Here is a 16,645-nt window from a genome sequence, read left to right as displayed (position 1 = left end):
ACGTAGATGTGCAAAATTTTATAGATTGGTGGTTTATAAATGTCTACTCAATATAAGAAAATCCAAAAGAAAAATGCTGCCGCCATTGGCATTGATAAGGAAAAATCAAATATGAAACCAAAGGCCTCCAGGGATATGCTGCTGCTTATCATGATTGCCCTAACCGTGTTTATCATGGCCTTGGGCTGGCAGACCCTGGATCAGCTTGGTGTGGCCATGTATACCTGCCTGACAATCGGTATGGTATTGACATACATTAATCGTCATGGCAGCTTCACTGACCAGGTCCACAGAATACTCATCTGGGTCAGCATGGGAACCCTTTTCTCTTCCATCGTACTGTTGGGACTAAGTGTATATATGCAATACTTTGCATAATTCCCATTGACAAAAATGAAAACAGGAGCCCTTCAGCTCCTGTTTTTTTGTTGCTAAATATCCCCAATAGGCATAGGCTGACTCACTTCCAAAACCAGCTTATTTTCATCCCCCGCCGACAAATAATGGCGTTCCGGAAAATTATTGGTAATTGACTCAATAAAATATTCCCGCAGTGTATATTTTCCCCCATTGACTGCCATTAATATATCATATGGGCTGCCATTATCCCGCACAATAACCTTTACGGATTTACGCTTCCCCGGCTTCAGCATAAAGGAGAATTCCATGTGAAAGGGCTTCCCCTGGCACCGTTCCACAGCATGCATACCGATTTCCTCCACCAGCAGTCTGAGGTTTAGCAGCTGCTCTGATGTCAGCTCCCACTTCCTTAAATATTCTCCAATGTGGTGGGATAAATCCATGATCTCCCCCTTGACGGAATCTACATCATAGGAGCACTGGCCCTCCATCATTTCCCGGGTGATCAGGAGAAAATTATCGGTGCTGTACCACAGCCTGACCACCAACGCATTAAGGATAAACGCCAAGGCATAGCCGGCTCCTACCCCCAGCCACAGTCCTTCCATACCGGCGCGGGCTCCTGCAACCATTCCCAATACGGGACAAAGGATAAGCAGCATGGTTTTAACCAGCAGGCCATAATTGCGCTGCTCAATGTAAATATAATAATTGCTGTATATGAGGGTGGTGCCCAAAAATACCAGAAATAACAAAAAAATTCTCAGACAGGCCGCCGCCTCCTGAAGCAAGGGGCCATCCTCCACCCCAAAGAGCAGGGGTATAAGCTCCCCAAAAACACCGGCCCCCAAGGCTACAGCCAGGCTTATGCCCACCGTATGCGCTATCCCCAAATCCATGGTCTTTTGAATACTGCCAAAGCTCCCCTCAGAATGGTATTGACACACCATAGGCTGCAGGCAATCCACCACACCGGTATACAGGGCCAGGGCCAACACCAATATATTGGTAATAATCGTTACCACGATAATATGGTTCTCCCCCCAGCGGGCAATAACATAGGAGGACAATACCACCGGCAGCAGGGACAGGAAAAGAGTGTCCACGGAATGATAAAAACTAAGATACACCCCTCGGCATATCTGCCTGATATTAAGGCACCAGTGAAAAGCCAGCCTGCTTTTGGGGGAAAACAGGAAAAAGCATTGCACCAAACATGATATGCCGGTACCCAGCACCGTAGCCAGGCCGATACCCATTGTACCAAATATCTGGCACAGCAGAATATCCAACACCACATTGGACACAAAGGCAATGGCAGAGGCCCTTAGGCAAATCTGCTCCTCCCCCTCCTGTATGAGAAAGGTATACACAAATATATTGAAAAATACAATGGGCGGCAGCCATTTCAACCCATCATAATATCCCCGGGCATGGGCCATATATTCCGGTGAGATCTGCCAATAGGACAGCAAGCTATCCTGAAATATATGCAAAAGCCCCACCAGCACAATACCCAGGCCCAGAGACAGAATTATACCCTGGCTGAACAGGCGATTAACCTCCTGACGGTCCTCCCGGCCCTGGGCGTAGGCTGCCATCATACCTAATCCGTCAGCTATAAGATAGCTGATAAAAAACAGGGTGGTGACCAAGGGGAAAATCAGGGACATGGCCGCCACAGCCTCGTCGCCAATAAATTGACCAGCCACCACATTGTCCGTAAGCATAAGAATGTAGGACAGAGTCATGGATATCATGGCCGAGACAAACACGGAACGAAATCGGCTGGATATAACCGTTTTTTGACGAAAAGCAGACAAAAAGCTCATGCCAGCAGCTCCAATACGGATTTATCCTTTTGCTGCAGGCCCTTCATCATGTCATCCACCAGCTGGGCAAATCTGCCCATAGCCTCCTCAGAATAGCGGCTGGCGTCGTATTCCAGCTTCAGGCGATAGCTGTCATCATCCTCGATAATAACATGAATATCCAGAGAATTCTCTACAGCAGATGCCTTATTTTGCGGCAGATCCTGAATAACGGCCTTAGTACCGAACAATGAAATCTCTCCGCTGGCATTGCCCATGATATTCCCCTTTTGCAAAATAAAGCTGGCGCAATCATCCTCCAGCCCCTCGCTATAGACTGTCCCTAAGCTGTCCCGATATTGGAAGCCCTCAGTCAGCTTGGCGTCCAAATCATGGATATACTCATCTACGGTCATATCCCGATTATAGTCATAACGGACGGGTATTTGGATAAGCATCAGGCCCATAAGTCGCATTTCCATTCGGTTGGCACGGCCATTATGCACATAGCTCATAATAGTTTCCCTGCTGCCCGCCGACTTGGCCATGGCCAGCATTACCCCGGCCATTAAAAAGGTTTGTTCAGCATACCCGCTTTCCCGGAAAAAATCCTTGCTGATATTTTGTAAAGTTGCCAAATGGGCATCGAACTTCCAGTTTCCATCTGATTTGTCAATTGGTGGCAGGTGCTTTTCCTCCGCAAAATCCTTCAGCATAGTGCGCCAGTAGGCTATTCCCGCCTCATCCTTGGCTTTATCCGCCTCCTGACGAACATACTCCGCATAGCTATAGGCCTCCTGCTTAACCGGTTTTCCCCTATAGCGGAGATCCACCTCCCGGAAGAACAGCATGGACACCGCCACACCATCCATGATCACATGGTAAAAATCAGTGTAAAGATATTTTCCCGATGGAGTAATCATTAAATAAATGCGAAACAGGGGCCTGTCAATAATCTGATATGGCTTTTTCAGCTCCTGCTTGCGCCGCTGAAATTCCTCCTCGGACATGGTCTCAAGCCGCACCTTGGACAGGCTGCCGTCAAACCGTTGGCACAAATCCCCGGTTTCCGGGTGAAACAATAACCGGCACCGAAAAATGTCATGGGCCGCCAGGGTACCATTAAGGGCATCCGCCAATCGCTCCATGTCAATGGAATCATCCAATCTAGCCAGACCTCCGGCATTCATCATGGTGGATTTGGCCTTCTGCAAATGAGTATCCAGCATCCACCGCTGGATTGGCCGCAGCGGGTAAAAATCCTCCATACTGTCGGACATGGTGCCATCCTCACTGTCCTCTTCAGTATGGATAATATCAACGAAACGGTTAAAGCCGGTCATTTCAAAGACATCGCTGACATCAGCATTGGGATTGACCACCTTAAATTTGATATTTTCCTTATCAGCCCACTTGTGGGCGGCCAGCACCATACGCAGGCCCGCTGATGACAAATAATTCAGCTTGGACAAATTAAAATGCAGCTCATCAAAATCCGTCGACAAGCTGTCCATCCGTTCATTTAAGCAGCTGACCGTATTGGCATCCAGCCGCCCCCCAGCTTCATAACAATTATTCTGCAATCTGCCTACTTCCTGATTATATCAACAGTGAGTTCCATACAGCTTCACCTCATAGCACAAAAATATATTGTTTCTTTATACCATATTTTACGATACTGCCATAGATGGGCAGGGGAGAATTTAGATTAGGACGGCTATAATTTTTTGAACACACCCATAAAAAAGGACTGGTCAGAAGACCAGTCCAACTGTATTATCATTTTATGCCTCGCCCTTGGTTCCAAGAGCCTTAAGCCGTGCCAATGCACGCTGGAGGGATGCCTCAGCCCGCAGGAGATTAATATCCCCTCTGGCCTCGCCTCCCGCCTTATAATCATGGATACGCTGCTTGGCACGCTCCATGGACTTACGGGCACGGGCTTCATCAATTTCCTCTGGCAGCTCTGCCACAGACGCCAACACGGAAATTTTTTCCGGCTGAACCTCCATAAAGCCACCGCCTACTGCCACCAGCTTCTCGGTACCTTCCAGCTTTACCCGCATGGCATGGGGCACCAGACCGGTTACCAATGGAGCATGGTGGGGCAAAATACCCAGCTCACCATCAGTGGAACGGACAATCAGCATATCAATATCGGCAGAATAAACCACCTTATCCGGAGATACAATCTCTAGCTTTATTGTAGCCATGGATTATCCCTCCTTTTTCATCTTCTCTGCCTTCTCCAGAACCTCTTCGATACCGCCTACCATATAGAAAGCAGCCTCCGGCAATTCATCGTATTTACCCTCCAGGATCTCCTTGAAGCCACGGATGGTGTCACGAAGGGGAACGTACTTGCCAGGTGTACCGGTAAAGATCTCTGCTACAGCAAATGGCTGGGACAGGAATCTCTGAATCTTACGGGCACGGGCTACTGTCAGCTTATCATCATCGGAAAGCTCTTCCATACCCAGAATTGCGATAATATCCTGCAATTCCTTGTACTTCTGGAGAACTGCCTGAACGCCACGGGCCACCTCGTAATGCTCGGAGCCAATAACATTTGGATCCAAAATACGGGAAGTGGAATCCAGTGGGTCCACGGCTGGATAAATACCCAGCTCAGCAATCTGACGGGACAGAACTGTGGTTGCATCCAGATGGGTAAAGGTACCGGCTGGTGCAGGGTCTGTCAAGTCATCGGCTGGTACATATACAGCCTGTACAGAAGTAATGGAGCCCTTGTTGGTGGAGGTAATACGCTCCTGCAGGGCACCGATATCCGTAGTCAGGGTTGGCTGATAGCCTACTGCTGATGGCATACGGCCCAGCAGGGCGGATACCTCAGAACCGGCCTGAATGAAACGGAAAATGTTATCAATAAAGAGAAGCACGTCCTGACCCTGAACATCACGGAAATACTCCGCCATGGTAAGTCCGGTTAGACCTACACGCATACGGGCTCCAGGCGGCTCATTCATCTGGCCGTATACCAGAGCAGTCTTGTCAATAACGCCGGACTCAGTCATCTCAGACCACAGGTCATTACCCTCACGGGTACGCTCACCTACACCGGCAAATACGGAATAACCACCGTGCTGGGTAGCGATGTTATGAATAAGCTCCATGATAAGAACTGTCTTGCCTACGCCGGCACCACCGAACAAGCCGATTTTACCACCGCGGGAATATGGAGCAATAAGGTCAACGACCTTGATACCAGTCTCCAAAATCTGGGTTGCAGTTTCCTGCTCATCAAATTTAGGAGCCGGACGATGAATTGGCCAGAACTCCTTGTTGCCAACCGGTTTCGGATTGTTGTCAACCGTCTGACCCAAAACGTTAAATACACGGCCAAGGCAAGCGTCGCCCACCGGAACCTTAATAGGCGCCCCGGTATCTACAGCTTCCATGCCACGGGTAAGACCATCGGTAGAGCTCATGGCGATACACCGGGTAACGCTGTCACCCAAATGCTGCATAACCTCTACTACCAGATCTATTTCCACGTCGCCGGCTTTACCCTGGATTGTAATTGCATTAAGAATCTCCGGCAGTTCACCTGCAGGAAATTCAATATCTACGACAGGTCCGATTACCTGTACGACTTTACCTTTTGCCAATGGTAAACCCCCTTATTTAAGTGCCTCAGCACCGCCCACGATCTCTGTGATCTCGCGGGTTATGCCGGCCTGACGAACTTTATTATAGTGCAAATCAAGTTTTGCGATAAGCTCCTGAGCATTATCCGTAGCATTACTCATGGCATTCATACGGGAACTGAGCTCGCTGGCCGAAGCCTGAAGCAGTGCCGCATAAATAGTGGTAACTAAGTACTGCGGCAGCAGATACCCCAGCACCTCCGCTGCATTTGGCTCATAGATGTATTCTGTACGAATTTTCTTTTCGCCCTCCTCCGCGGCAAGATTGCCGAAGGGCAGCAGCTTAACGGTTTCAGGTACACAGTTAATTGCCGAAACGAACCTGGTATATACCATGAACACCTCTTCAATTTCCCCGGACTTAAAACGCTCAATAATGTCCTCAGCTATCTCCTTGGCATTTTCAAACTTAGGGCGTTCGCTGATACCAATGTACTCGCCGGAAACATCATAGCTACGGTTGGAAAAATAATCCCTCGCTTTACGGCCTACAGTTATAAGCTGGGTATTGCCCTTATCCGCCACCTGGGCCACAGCCTCTTTAATGGCATTACTGGAATAGGCTCCAGCAAGGCCCTTATCAGAAGCCATTACCAAAATGAGGCGCTTGCCCCCTGGATAATGTTCCAAAAGGGGATGACTGAAATCAGTCACATTTGCGGCAACATCAGATACGACCTGAGCCATTTTTTCTGCATAAGGCTTATTGGCAACAGCCGCCTCCTTGGCCTGACGAAGCCGGGAGGTTGCTACCATGTTCATGGCATTTGTGATTTGCTGTATACTCTTTACGCTCTTAATACGACGGCGTATGTCCTGTAAACTAGCCAAATAAAATCACCTCGCAGCCTTATGCCATCTTATAGGTTACAGTTTCCTTAAATTCCTCAATAGCCTTGGAAATCTCGGTCTCCAAAGCATCATCCAGCTTTTTCTGATCCGCAATCTTCTGAAGAACAGCCTCGTGCTCATTGTGCATGAACTTCAACAAATCGGCCTGGAAAGGAACCACCTTGGCCACAGGAATATCCGTCAGGAAGCCACGAACGGCGGAGAAGATTACAACCACCTGCTCCTCTACGGCCAGCGGAGAATACTGGGCCTGCTTCAAGGTCTCAACCATGCGGGCACCGCGATCCAGCTGGGCCTTTGTAGCCTTATCCAAATCGGAGGCGAACTGGGCAAAGGCTGCCAGCTCACGATACTGGGCCAAATCCAGACGCATGGTACCAGCTACCTGCTTCATAGCCTTAATCTGGGCACTGCCGCCTACACGGGATACGGAAAGACCCACGCTGATTGCCGGACGGATACCGGAATAAAAGGCATCAGTTTCCAGCATTATCTGACCATCGGTGATGGAGATTACGTTGGTAGGAATATATGCAGAAACGTCGCCGGCCAGGGTCTCGATAATTGGCAGGGCGGTAATGGAACCGGCACCTAAATTATCGGAAAGCTTGGCTGCGCGCTCCAGCAGACGGGAATGCAGATAGAATACATCGCCAGGATATGCCTCACGTCCTGGTGGACGACGGAGCAGCAGAGACATGGCACGATATGCGGCAGCATGCTTGGTAAGGTCATCATATACGCAGAGGCAGTGTCCGCCCTTGTACATGAAATACTCGGCCATGGCAACGCCGGAATAAGGAGCCAGATACTGAAGCGGAGCACTGTCGGAGGCTGTAGCAACAACTACGATGGTGTATTCCATAGCCCCGGCATCCTCCAGGGTTTTTACTACACGGGCAACGGTGGAGGCCTTCTGACCAATGGCCACATAAACGCAGGTACAGTTCTGGCCCTTCTGGTTCAGAATGGTATCTACGGCAATGGCCGTCTTGCCGGTACCGCGGTCACCGATAATCAGCTCACGCTGACCACGGCCAATTGGTACCAAGGCATCAATTGCCTTAAGACCAGTCTGGAGCGGCTCATGTACTGACTTTCTGTCAGCGATACCAGGAGCCTTATACTCCACCGGACGATATTCGGTTGTATTGATAGGTCCCTTGCCATCTACCGGGCGGCCCAGTGCATCTACTACACGGCCAACCATGGCTTCACCTACAGGAACCTGCATGATGGTGCCGGTACGCTTTACCGTATCTCCCTCCTTGATGGCAGTATCGCCACCAAGAATAACTGCACCAACGTTGTCCTGCTCCAGATTAAGAACAAGACCATATATATCGTTACCGAAATCCAGCAGCTCGCCTGCCATAGCCTTGCTGAGGCCGTGAACATGGGCGATACCATCACCGATTTCGATAACAGTGCCTACATCATCAACATTCAAATCAACATTATAATTCTTGATTTGATCCTTGATAATGGCTGTTATTTCTTCCGGATTCATTTTCATACTTCGCTGTCACCCCATTTTCTCAATTACTTGCCATTAATTCAGCCTTCAGGGCCTGCAAACGACCGGTGACACTGCCATCGATGCGCCTGTCACCGATTTTTACAACTACGCCGCCGATGATTTTCTTGTCCTCATGCATGCGCAGCTGTACCCTTTTGCCGGTCACTTCTTCCAATTTGCGGCCAAGACTTGCCTTAAGCTCTGACTTTAAATCAAAGGCACTGGTTACATCAGCGATTACAATGCCCTGTGCTTTATTGGACAGTTCCTGATAACACTCGTTAATGGCCTCCAGCAGCACGATGCGCCGCTTGTCCACCAGAAGCAGCAAAAACTTGAACATCAAGTCAGAAACCTCACCCTTTAAAAGCTTGGTAATAAGTTCCTTCTTGGCTTGAGGCTGTACCTGCGGGTTGGTCAGGAAGCCTTTAAGATCAGCCTGGGAAAAGAGGTCATGGCTTACCTGGGCAAGCTCCTTGCCGTACTTTTCAAGCTGATTTTCCTCTTTGGCAATCTCAAAGATTGCAACCCCGTATTTACGGGCAAGCTGTATATTTAACATGGCAAATCACCAATCTTGTCCTTATCGAGCTGGTCGATAAACTCCTTGATAAGTGCTTCATTCTCAGCAGCATCAATATTCTTGGAAACGATTTTCTCAGCTGCGGCAATGGAAAGTGCAGCAACCTGTCCCTTGAGCTTTTCAACTGCCAGAGCGCGTTCCCTCTGAATCTCCTGCTGGGCAGCATGCTTCATCTGATCGATCTCAGCTTTGGTTGTCTGCATGCTGGCCTCATGATCTTCACGAGTGCGCTTTTCTGCCTTGTCAATGATCTCCTGAGCCTTTACACGGGCACCTGCCAGCTGTTCCTGATACTGCTTCAGGGTAGCTTCAGCAGCTGCTGCATCGTCGTCAGCCTTCTTAATACTGCCGGCGATTCTTTCCTCACGCTCTTTTAACATCTTAACAATAGGCTTGTACGCAAAAATACGGAGAAGAACAACAAGAACCAAGAAGTTCAGCATCTGCGCAATTAATGTTGCGTTAATATCAATCAATTCTATTGCCCCCTCTACTTAATAGACTCATCGGCAGCGTTAATTACTTGATGAGCGGATTAGCGTAGAGAATAATCAGGGCAATAACGGTGGCGATAATACACATTGCCTCGATCAGACCTACGGAAATCAGGGTGTTAGTGAAGAGTGCGTTCTTTGCCTCTGGCTGACGGGTCAAGCCCTCAATAAACTTACTGGTTACCAGTGCATCACCTAAAGCTGCACCAACTGCTGCCAAACCCATAATAATACCTACACCGATCATAGCTGCCGCTACCATAACTGAATGTTCCATTAGATAATCCTCCTTAAAATAAATAACGATTTTTTCTGTTTTCGTCGTGATAAACTCCGTGCAAAATAATATTTTGCACTACGCTCTTACACAAAATCTAAAGCTCATCTGCATCCTTCGGATTTGCTTCGCTAAGATTTCATAGTAAAAATAACGAGAAAACGTTCCTACTCCTCACTGTCCTTTACTGCATTGGCCAAATAAGCCAGGGAAAGGCTGGTGAAGATAAATGCCTGTACTCCGCCGATAAACAAACTGAAAGCCAGCCATGCTACAGATGGGAGAATTGCCCATTTAGCCAGCATAAGCAAAATAATGATGAGAATCTCACCTGCCAGAATGTTACCAAATAGACGGAAGGCCAGTGTGATTGGCTTGGCGATTTCCTCAATAACGTTAATGATAACAAATATTGGGAACGGCTGGAAGAAATGCTTAATATAATGCATTCCCTTCATGTATACGCCCAAAGTGTGTACCATAACGATAATGAAAAGTGCCAGGCCCAAGGTGGTGTTCAGATCATTTGTCGGCGATGCCATAGTAGGCACCAGACCAAGCCAATTGGCTACAATCAGGAAAAGGAACAATGTCACAATCAATGGACAAAGGAATTCTCCCTTTGGACCAAGACTGGTAAGCGTCTGCTCCCTAAGCCACACGATGAGTCCCTCAACAATGTTCTGGGCACCAGTTGGTACCATTTTGAGGTTCCTGGTGGCAAGTATAGCTATTAATAAAACAATGGCCATACTTATCCAGGTCATCACCAGTGTCTCCCAATTGAAGGTCAGGCCGGCAAACTGCACTGTTTCGCGAACACCGATTTCATGCATAACCTATACCCCCTTCTAATGTATCCGGACCATGCCGGACACAACATGAGAATTTACATCGACTCACTTACAGATATCTGCTGTAGTTGGTCTGTATCAACAGGACCATACCCAATAGATAAACGATGGCAAAGCCTGTGACCACTGCCACAAACTGATCCATCCCCATATGGATAGCCACGGCAAATACAGCCCCCAGCAGTAACAGACGCAAAATAAGTCCCATTGCCATGGTACTCTTTGCCTGGGCTGCAGTCATATCCGCACTGCGCCACAACCGTCCCAGCATAATACCATACCAGGCAATACCCATAATATAACCGGCTGCTACCCCGCAAAGCAAAATTATCTGCCCATATACCAGAAGATAAACTGCCATTATGGCCGTCAGCACTCCCAGTATTCTTAACATCCTTAGGACGTTAGTCGATATAACTTCCCGCATATTCCTCCTCCGACAAGTACATTACCCGTCTTCGTTGAATATAATATTATTCTATGCCGGCAAAAAACCAACATAAGATAACTATAATTATAGCATAAGTAATTAGCGTATTCACCTAATTTTCATACGATGAAAAGCAGGAAATAAAGCCTAAATTATGCCTTTAAGCTGCTTGTAGGTTAAATAAAAGGCCACAGGAACCCCCAGAATAATGCCAACCAGCTTCCCACCATAGGCCAATCCCAGAAGGTCATCTGCAAGGGAACCCATGAAAATACAAATCCCTATAACTACTGCAAAGAAAATACCTATGCCCCCCAGGACGCCAAAGGCCTTCAACGCCTGGGACAAGCCCCCGGCTTCCCGACCCTTATTCTCACTACTATGGTTATTCGCCGTCTTCATGGTTTTCACCTGCCTTTGCCAATTGAAATATCTGTACAATTTGCAACACTTGAAATTATAGCAAATTTCCTTTATTTGTGAAACAATTCTACTAAATTTATGAAAATAATTTCATATTAATATTCTCATAATTTCTATTTATGGTTCTCATGTAAAGGGGCAGGTGGTGGTTACTGTCGCGACGGTCATGGCCCTAATTTTTTGTCCCCTTTAAATAGTGAAAAAATCATAACACCCTTCCCTCAGACAAATGAAATTTTTCACTAAAATTGATGTACGGACAAAAAGCCTTTCTTAGGGATTAATGACCTAAGTGCTCCAGTAAGCCCCCCTGTCCTTATGTGCAATAACTGTGGGTGGCATGGAATAAGGACATGAAGCATGCGAAGCTCAAAAATGACACATCTGTAATAAACTCATCGAAGCCACTGTGATGTGGCGGACGGTTACTAAGTCCGTCCATACCATCTTTAAGCCGATAAATAAATTGATGTGGCACTAGCGAAGCAAATGAATGGCCTATTCCATGACAGGACCCACATTGTAACAAATAAAAAAAGGACCACGGATAACGCAGTCCTCAACATCATGAAATTATTTGGCCACAAAGCGGTCTGGCTTGGCATGACCCTTTCCATACTTATGGAGAATAGCCTCCACAATACGACGGGATGCCTGGCCGTCACCATATGGATTGCAGGCCTCAGCCATGCTGTTATATTCCTGCCTATCCGTCAGCAGCTTCTTGGCTTCCTCATATACCACCCCTTCATCAGTACCAATGAGCTTAACGGTACCAGCCTCCACGGCCTCAGGCCGCTCTGTGGTATCACGCAGCACCAGCACCGGCTTGCCAAGGGCTGGGGCCTCCTCCTGAACGCCACCGGAGTCAGTGAGAATCATATAGGCCCTGTGCATCAAATTGGCAAAGGGCTCGTAATCCAAGGGATCAATGAGGTAAACCTTGTCATGGCCCCCCAATTCTTCCTTAACTACCTCACGAACCTTCGGGTTCTTATGAACCGGGAAGACAATCTCCACATCCTCAAATTCCTCAGTGAGCTGACGCAGAGCCTTGTATACGTTGCGCATGGGTTCACCCAGATTTTCGCGGCGGTGGGTGGTAACAAGAATTATCCGCTTATTTCTGTAGTCAATGCTCTGAAGGGTATCGTTCTCAAAAACAAAATCCTCCCGGACAGTTTTATGCAGAGCATCAATAACCGTGTTGCCGGTAACAAAAATGCTTTCCTTATTGATGGATTCTGCCAAAAGGTTGCTCTCGGAGGTATTGGTAGGGGCAAAATGCATATCCGCAATGGAGCCGGTAAGCCTGCGGTTCATTTCCTCCGGGAATGGCGAATATTTATTGTGGGTTCTCAGCCCAGCCTCCACATGGCCCACTGCCGTCTGATGATAATAGGCGGCCAGTGCACCGGCAAAGGTGGTGGTAGTATCACCATGTACCAGCACAATATCGGGCTTTTCCTTCTGCAACACCTTATCCAGGCCCATCATAGCCCGGGAGGTAATATCAAATAAGGTCTGACCGGCAGCCATAATATCCAAATCATAATCCGGCCTGATATGGAACAAATTCAACACCTGATCCAGCATATCACGATGCTGGGCAGTAACCGCCACCACCGGTTGAATTTCTTCAGGATGTTTAGCCAGCTCCAACACTACCGGAGCCATTTTAATTGCTTCTGGGCGGGTACCAAACACGGTCATAACTTTAATTTTTTTACCCATCATAATCCCCTTCCACATACAATATACTAATTATAAATTACTGGCAATCACGGATTCTTCATTCTGAGAATCCCCAGCTTTTTCGCACCAACAAACACCACCAGCAGCACTGCCACAACGATGGCAACAGCAATACCGCCGGATACCTCATTGAGAAGCACTGCACTCATGCCCAGCATGGCACTGATTACATACATCAGCAATACGGCCTGACGCTGATTAAAGCCCATGTCCAGCAGGCGATGATGAAGATGGCCCTTGTCAGGCTTGAAGATTGGCACACCGCCACGATAACGGCGAATAATGGCAAAGGAGGTATCCATGATAGGCACACCCAAAGCCAAAATTGGCACTATAAGGGCAATGGTAGCTGCACTCTTGACTGCCCCTATTACAGAAATTCCGGCCAATACAAAGCCTAGGAACATACTGCCCGTATCTCCCATAAAAATCTTTGCCGGATTAAAGTTATACCACAGGAAGCCAATGGCGGCTCCTGCCAAGGCTGCAGTAACAATGGTCACCAGCACAAAGGAGTTCTGAATGGCCACCAGCAGAATAGTAATGGAAGCAATGGTTGCTACACCGGCCGCCAGTCCATCCAGGCCATCTATTAAATTGACGGTATTGGTCAGCCCCACAATCCAAAATAGGGTGGCCGGAACCGCAAAATATTCCAGATAAAAATAATCGCCAAAGGGATCTGCCACGAAATCAATCTGTACGCCAAAAGCTACCAGAACCCCTGCTGCCACAATCTGCCCCAGGAGCTTCACCTTGGGCGGCAGATTTTTGTAATCGTCGATTAAGCCAAGAATAACAATCAGGGTTGCCCCCACCAATAAGCCGATAACGCCGGACTGTACATCCTCCGGCAGCAAATCAAGCTGCAGAGTACCCAAGACTCCTGTCATAAAGGCAATATAAATGCCCAAGCCGCCGATGCGGGGAATAGGCTTTTTATGAACTTTTCTGGCATCAGGTGCATCCATGGCACCGGTTTTATCTGCAAAAAGGATAACCACCGGGGTAATAACAAGGGATACCACCAGGGCAATCAACAATGCCCAAATAAAATTTGGCATACAAAAGGTCACCTGCTTTCTTTAGAACAAACCAATTTTACTCCACTAAATAAACTATGTCAACCAGATAAGCAAGATGAAAGTATAGGGGCTTTCGTCCGATATTAACGGGTATATAGGTAAAATTAAATGGTCATACTTAGTGGAACACTTAGGGCATGAGTCGTTAAGAAGCCCTTTTGTCCGCACCTTAATATTAGTGAAAAAAATCATTTGTTTGAGCGAAGCGAGTTATGATTTTTTTCACTATATAAATCGGACAAACAGCTTTAGACTCATGACCGTCGTGACACTAAGTATGACCATCTGTTTATCACTTGATATCCTTCGGTTCTACCTCCACCACTGACCCGTCTGACTCCAGATAAATCACCTTGTCCAGCATGGCATTGCGGAGCATGCGGCGGCACAGGAGGCATGGCTTGCCGCTGGCCAGGGTACCATCTGCATTGTAGCCCACAATATAGGCTGTGGCCCCCTTCATTTTCTCCGGATCACCGTTGATAATGGCATTCTGCTCGGCATGAACTGCCACGCACAGCTCGTAATTCTGCCCTGGCTTAATGCCCAGGCGCTGGCGCTCGCACAAGCCCGTATCAATACAGTTGGCCTCCCCCCTGGGGGCCCCATTATAGCCGGTGCTGACAATAATCCTGTCCTTCACAATAATTGCCCCATACTTCCGTCTCAGGCAGGTAGACCGCTTCCCCACAGCCTTGGAAATATCCAGAAAATATTCATTCCACTCCGGTCGTTTTACTGCATCAGCCATATTTTCTCCCCCTCTGGTCCTTACTCTAATGCATACTATCCAAATATCGTCTGGCTAAAATAACCGCCACAAAATCATCCACCGGCTCCGGCGGTACCTGCATACTGGTGGGCAGCAGCCGCCGCCAGCCACGGGGTGGATTTGCCTGCCAATATTCCCGGCGGGCCAGCTGGGTGGTAAAGTATTCGTCCACCTCCACCAGCTGCAGCTCCGGACATTCAGCCTTTATCCGCCTCTGGGCTTCCCCGCTGGTAGTTCCGTTGCCGATTACCAGTATATCAGCCCCGTATTCCCCCTTTAAATTGCGGATTATAGCGGGTAATGAGGCCGTTTCTGTCACCTGCCGGTACAGCACTTCACCATTGCCGGACACAGCCGCCACCCCACATTTATCCCGCCCGGGATCCACCGCCAAAATACTATTTACTAATATCTGCCCACTCACAATAAATACTCCTGTATATCAATCAAAGGTAGAGACTGCTGTCCTTCGCCAAGCGTTAAGACAATCAGTCTCTACCTTATTGAACATCTGTCAGTATACTAAAAAGCCCCCACTACACCGGATGCAATAATTTTCAGCTTTATCCGCAAAGGACCCAATACGTCACAGGTTCCCTTGGCATAGGCGTAAATTGTGGCATTGCCACGGGCTGTCCGCAGGGCATCAATGGCATCGTATATTTCTTCCCCTTCGACGGTTCCCACGTTGCCGGAAATCGGATCAGCCAACACCCCTCTTTGGGTGGCCAACAGGTTAATATTACGCAAAAAGCCGGTCATTGCCTCATTCAATTCATTTTCCTTATTCACATTGATATGAACGGCTTTAGTAGCAATCAGCTCTCCATCATTAAATACCCGTTTGTTTCGATATAGCTGCAGCACCGTCCGCACATCCTCACCACGAACCAGATTGCCAATGGAGGCAACCCGTACCACCATATCAACCTTGCTTTCGGAAATAACCTTGGAGGCATATTCATAGTCGGACTCCAAAACCCAAATCTGCTTCTCCTGCTCCGAAGCCTTGTCCCCCAGCCGGGCTGCAATATTTTCCCTGGCGATATCCGTCAGCGCACGGAGATCCTTCATGGTCTCCTCCTGGGTGCGGCCACACTGTACCACCCCGCTGGACAGGACCTCACCGGCCCGGAAAGCAATATCCCCCTCCCGCATTATTTGAATACCGGCAGTCAGACTGTCATTCCGCTCCTCCAATTGGCGATTGGTACCTGCCAGCTTGGCATTATCCTCCTCCAAATCCTGATTTAGAAGGGTCAGACTGCTGTTTTCCGTCATCAGCTCCGCTTTGGCGGCTTCAAGGGCATCATTGCCCCGTTGCAGCTCATCAGCCCGCTGCTCCAGCTCACGCCGCTGATCCATGAGCTGCTCCAGATCACTGCGGGTCTTCAGCAGAGTTTCATCGGTCTTGGCCTGCTCCCCCTTGGCCTTCTCCAACTCCTGGGAGGCATAGGCCAGACGGTTTTCCATTTCCCCCATATTATGACGCAGCTGCTCCATGCCAAACAGGGCCGTGCGCACGTTTTCCGACACAGTGGCCATTACGGCCAGGGTCATGGTAGTAATGCTTATTCCCGTAAGTATAGTCACCAATATGGAGGTATGCCTTGGTCTAAGGCCGAAAATCGTCAGCTTCTTCTTACCTACCCTGGACCCCAATCTGTCACCAATGAAGGCTATGGCTCCGCCCACGATTACCAGAACCACTATTAAAAACAGGCCATACACGACGAAGTCACTTCCTTCCATAAAATAAACT

General features: G+C 48.3%; 18 protein-coding genes. 1 reads left to right on the top strand and 17 read right to left on the bottom strand.

The genetic code is table 11. From position 1 onward, the window contains the following. Positions 1–39 precede the first annotated feature (39 nt). Positions 40–378, top strand: a complete 339-nt coding sequence (locus Q0Y54_RS01280; RefSeq protein WP_297963492.1) for a hypothetical protein — start codon at positions 40–42, stop codon at positions 376–378. A 53-nt stretch (positions 379–431) separates the two neighbouring features. Here Q0Y54_RS01280 and Q0Y54_RS01275 read toward each other — a convergent pair whose 3' ends face one another. From Q0Y54_RS01275 to Q0Y54_RS01195, 17 genes are all read right to left on the bottom strand, one after another. Continuing rightward, positions 432–2,192, bottom strand: a complete 1,761-nt coding sequence (locus Q0Y54_RS01275; protein WP_297963490.1) for an MATE family efflux transporter — start codon at positions 2,190–2,192, stop codon at positions 432–434. Beyond that, positions 2,189–3,754, bottom strand: a complete 1,566-nt coding sequence (locus Q0Y54_RS01270; protein ID WP_297963488.1) for a condensation domain-containing protein — start codon at positions 3,752–3,754, stop codon at positions 2,189–2,191. Before Q0Y54_RS01270 ends, Q0Y54_RS01275 begins: the two co-directional genes overlap by 4 nt. Before the next feature lie 201 nt (positions 3,755–3,955). Then, positions 3,956–4,384: an ATP synthase F1 subunit epsilon gene (atpC, locus tag Q0Y54_RS01265; protein ID WP_297963486.1), complete on the bottom strand. Its 429-nt coding sequence runs from the start codon at positions 4,382–4,384 to the stop codon at positions 3,956–3,958. A 3-nt stretch (positions 4,385–4,387) separates the two neighbouring features. After that, the gene (atpD, locus tag Q0Y54_RS01260) at positions 4,388–5,800 is read right to left on the bottom strand and encodes a F0F1 ATP synthase subunit beta (protein WP_297963484.1); all 1,413 of its coding nucleotides are present in this window, start codon (positions 5,798–5,800) and stop codon (positions 4,388–4,390) included. Between the two features lie 12 nt (positions 5,801–5,812). Further along, positions 5,813–6,670: an ATP synthase F1 subunit gamma gene (gene atpG / locus Q0Y54_RS01255; RefSeq protein WP_297963482.1), complete on the bottom strand. Its 858-nt coding sequence runs from the start codon at positions 6,668–6,670 to the stop codon at positions 5,813–5,815. Between the two features lie 19 nt (positions 6,671–6,689). Then, a complete protein-coding gene (gene atpA / locus Q0Y54_RS01250; RefSeq protein WP_297963480.1) occupies positions 6,690–8,207 on the bottom strand; it encodes a F0F1 ATP synthase subunit alpha in 1,518 nt (505 codons plus the stop codon). Between the two features lie 22 nt (positions 8,208–8,229). After that, complete coding sequence (gene atpH, locus Q0Y54_RS01245) at positions 8,230–8,772, bottom strand: ATP synthase F1 subunit delta (RefSeq protein ID WP_297963478.1); 543 nt, start codon at positions 8,770–8,772, stop codon at positions 8,230–8,232. Next, a complete protein-coding gene (atpF, locus tag Q0Y54_RS01240) occupies positions 8,766–9,269 on the bottom strand; it encodes a F0F1 ATP synthase subunit B (RefSeq protein WP_027397628.1) in 504 nt (167 codons plus the stop codon). Before atpF ends, atpH begins: the two co-directional genes overlap by 7 nt. Before the next feature lie 43 nt (positions 9,270–9,312). Then, positions 9,313–9,564, bottom strand: a complete 252-nt coding sequence (gene atpE, locus Q0Y54_RS01235; RefSeq protein ID WP_027397629.1) for a F0F1 ATP synthase subunit C — start codon at positions 9,562–9,564, stop codon at positions 9,313–9,315. 167 nt (positions 9,565–9,731) lie between these two features. Beyond that, positions 9,732–10,400: a F0F1 ATP synthase subunit A gene (gene atpB, locus Q0Y54_RS01230; protein ID WP_027397630.1), complete on the bottom strand. Its 669-nt coding sequence runs from the start codon at positions 10,398–10,400 to the stop codon at positions 9,732–9,734. Positions 10,401–10,467: 67 nt separating this feature from the next. Further along, a complete protein-coding gene (locus tag Q0Y54_RS01225; protein ID WP_297963475.1) occupies positions 10,468–10,845 on the bottom strand; it encodes a hypothetical protein in 378 nt (125 codons plus the stop codon). Positions 10,846–10,995: 150 nt separating this feature from the next. Continuing rightward, positions 10,996–11,250 (bottom strand): AtpZ/AtpI family protein, encoded by a 255-nt coding sequence (locus Q0Y54_RS01220; RefSeq protein ID WP_297963473.1) that lies wholly within the window; start codon positions 11,248–11,250, stop codon positions 10,996–10,998. A gap of 594 nt (positions 11,251–11,844) precedes the next feature. After that, positions 11,845–13,008, bottom strand: a complete 1,164-nt coding sequence (gene wecB, locus Q0Y54_RS01215; protein WP_297963471.1) for a non-hydrolyzing UDP-N-acetylglucosamine 2-epimerase — start codon at positions 13,006–13,008, stop codon at positions 11,845–11,847. A gap of 44 nt (positions 13,009–13,052) precedes the next feature. Further along, positions 13,053–14,090: a glycosyltransferase family 4 protein gene (locus tag Q0Y54_RS01210; RefSeq protein ID WP_297963469.1), complete on the bottom strand. Its 1,038-nt coding sequence runs from the start codon at positions 14,088–14,090 to the stop codon at positions 13,053–13,055. A 313-nt stretch (positions 14,091–14,403) separates the two neighbouring features. Beyond that, positions 14,404–14,862: a deaminase gene (locus tag Q0Y54_RS01205; protein ID WP_297963467.1), complete on the bottom strand. Its 459-nt coding sequence runs from the start codon at positions 14,860–14,862 to the stop codon at positions 14,404–14,406. A gap of 25 nt (positions 14,863–14,887) precedes the next feature. Continuing rightward, entirely contained in the window at positions 14,888–15,307 is a 420-nt protein-coding gene (locus tag Q0Y54_RS01200; protein WP_297963465.1) for a pre-16S rRNA-processing nuclease YqgF, read from the bottom strand. A gap of 98 nt (positions 15,308–15,405) precedes the next feature. After that, a complete protein-coding gene (locus Q0Y54_RS01195; protein WP_297963463.1) occupies positions 15,406–16,635 on the bottom strand; it encodes a DUF3084 domain-containing protein in 1,230 nt (409 codons plus the stop codon). Positions 16,636–16,645: the final 10 nt, after the last annotated feature.

Source organism: uncultured Anaerovibrio sp. (assembly GCF_947302755.1).
Taxonomy (GTDB): domain Bacteria; phylum Bacillota; class Negativicutes; order Selenomonadales; family Selenomonadaceae; genus Anaerovibrio.
The sequence above is the reverse complement of the archived record's forward strand: the minus strand, read 5'-3'. Positions and strand labels throughout refer to the sequence as shown.

What these genes read in the sequence shown, in the direction of transcription:
- Q0Y54_RS01280 (WP_297963492.1), top strand. Translation starts at nt 40, where the DNA reads ATGTCTACTCAATATAAGAAAATCCAAAAGAAAAATGCTGCCGCCATT.
- Q0Y54_RS01275 (WP_297963490.1), bottom strand. Translation starts at nt 2,192, where the DNA reads ATGAGCTTTTTGTCTGCTTTTCGTCAAAAAACGGTTATATCCAGCCGA.
- atpC (WP_297963486.1), bottom strand. Translation starts at nt 4,384, where the DNA reads ATGGCTACAATAAAGCTAGAGATTGTATCTCCGGATAAGGTGGTTTAT.
- atpA (WP_297963480.1), bottom strand. Translation starts at nt 8,207, where the DNA reads ATGAAAATGAATCCGGAAGAAATAACAGCCATTATCAAGGATCAAATC.
- atpH (WP_297963478.1), bottom strand. Translation starts at nt 8,772, where the DNA reads ATGTTAAATATACAGCTTGCCCGTAAATACGGGGTTGCAATCTTTGAG.
- atpE (WP_027397629.1), bottom strand. Translation starts at nt 9,564, where the DNA reads ATGGAACATTCAGTTATGGTAGCGGCAGCTATGATCGGTGTAGGTATT.
- atpB (WP_027397630.1), bottom strand. Translation starts at nt 10,400, where the DNA reads ATGCATGAAATCGGTGTTCGCGAAACAGTGCAGTTTGCCGGCCTGACC.
- Q0Y54_RS01225 (WP_297963475.1), bottom strand. Translation starts at nt 10,845, where the DNA reads ATGCGGGAAGTTATATCGACTAACGTCCTAAGGATGTTAAGAATACTG.
- Q0Y54_RS01220 (WP_297963473.1), bottom strand. Translation starts at nt 11,250, where the DNA reads ATGAAGACGGCGAATAACCATAGTAGTGAGAATAAGGGTCGGGAAGCC.
- wecB (WP_297963471.1), bottom strand. Translation starts at nt 13,008, where the DNA reads ATGATGGGTAAAAAAATTAAAGTTATGACCGTGTTTGGTACCCGCCCA.
- Q0Y54_RS01210 (WP_297963469.1), bottom strand. Translation starts at nt 14,090, where the DNA reads ATGCCAAATTTTATTTGGGCATTGTTGATTGCCCTGGTGGTATCCCTT.
- Q0Y54_RS01205 (WP_297963467.1), bottom strand. Translation starts at nt 14,862, where the DNA reads ATGGCTGATGCAGTAAAACGACCGGAGTGGAATGAATATTTTCTGGAT.
- Q0Y54_RS01195 (WP_297963463.1), bottom strand. Translation starts at nt 16,635, where the DNA reads ATGGAAGGAAGTGACTTCGTCGTGTATGGCCTGTTTTTAATAGTGGTT.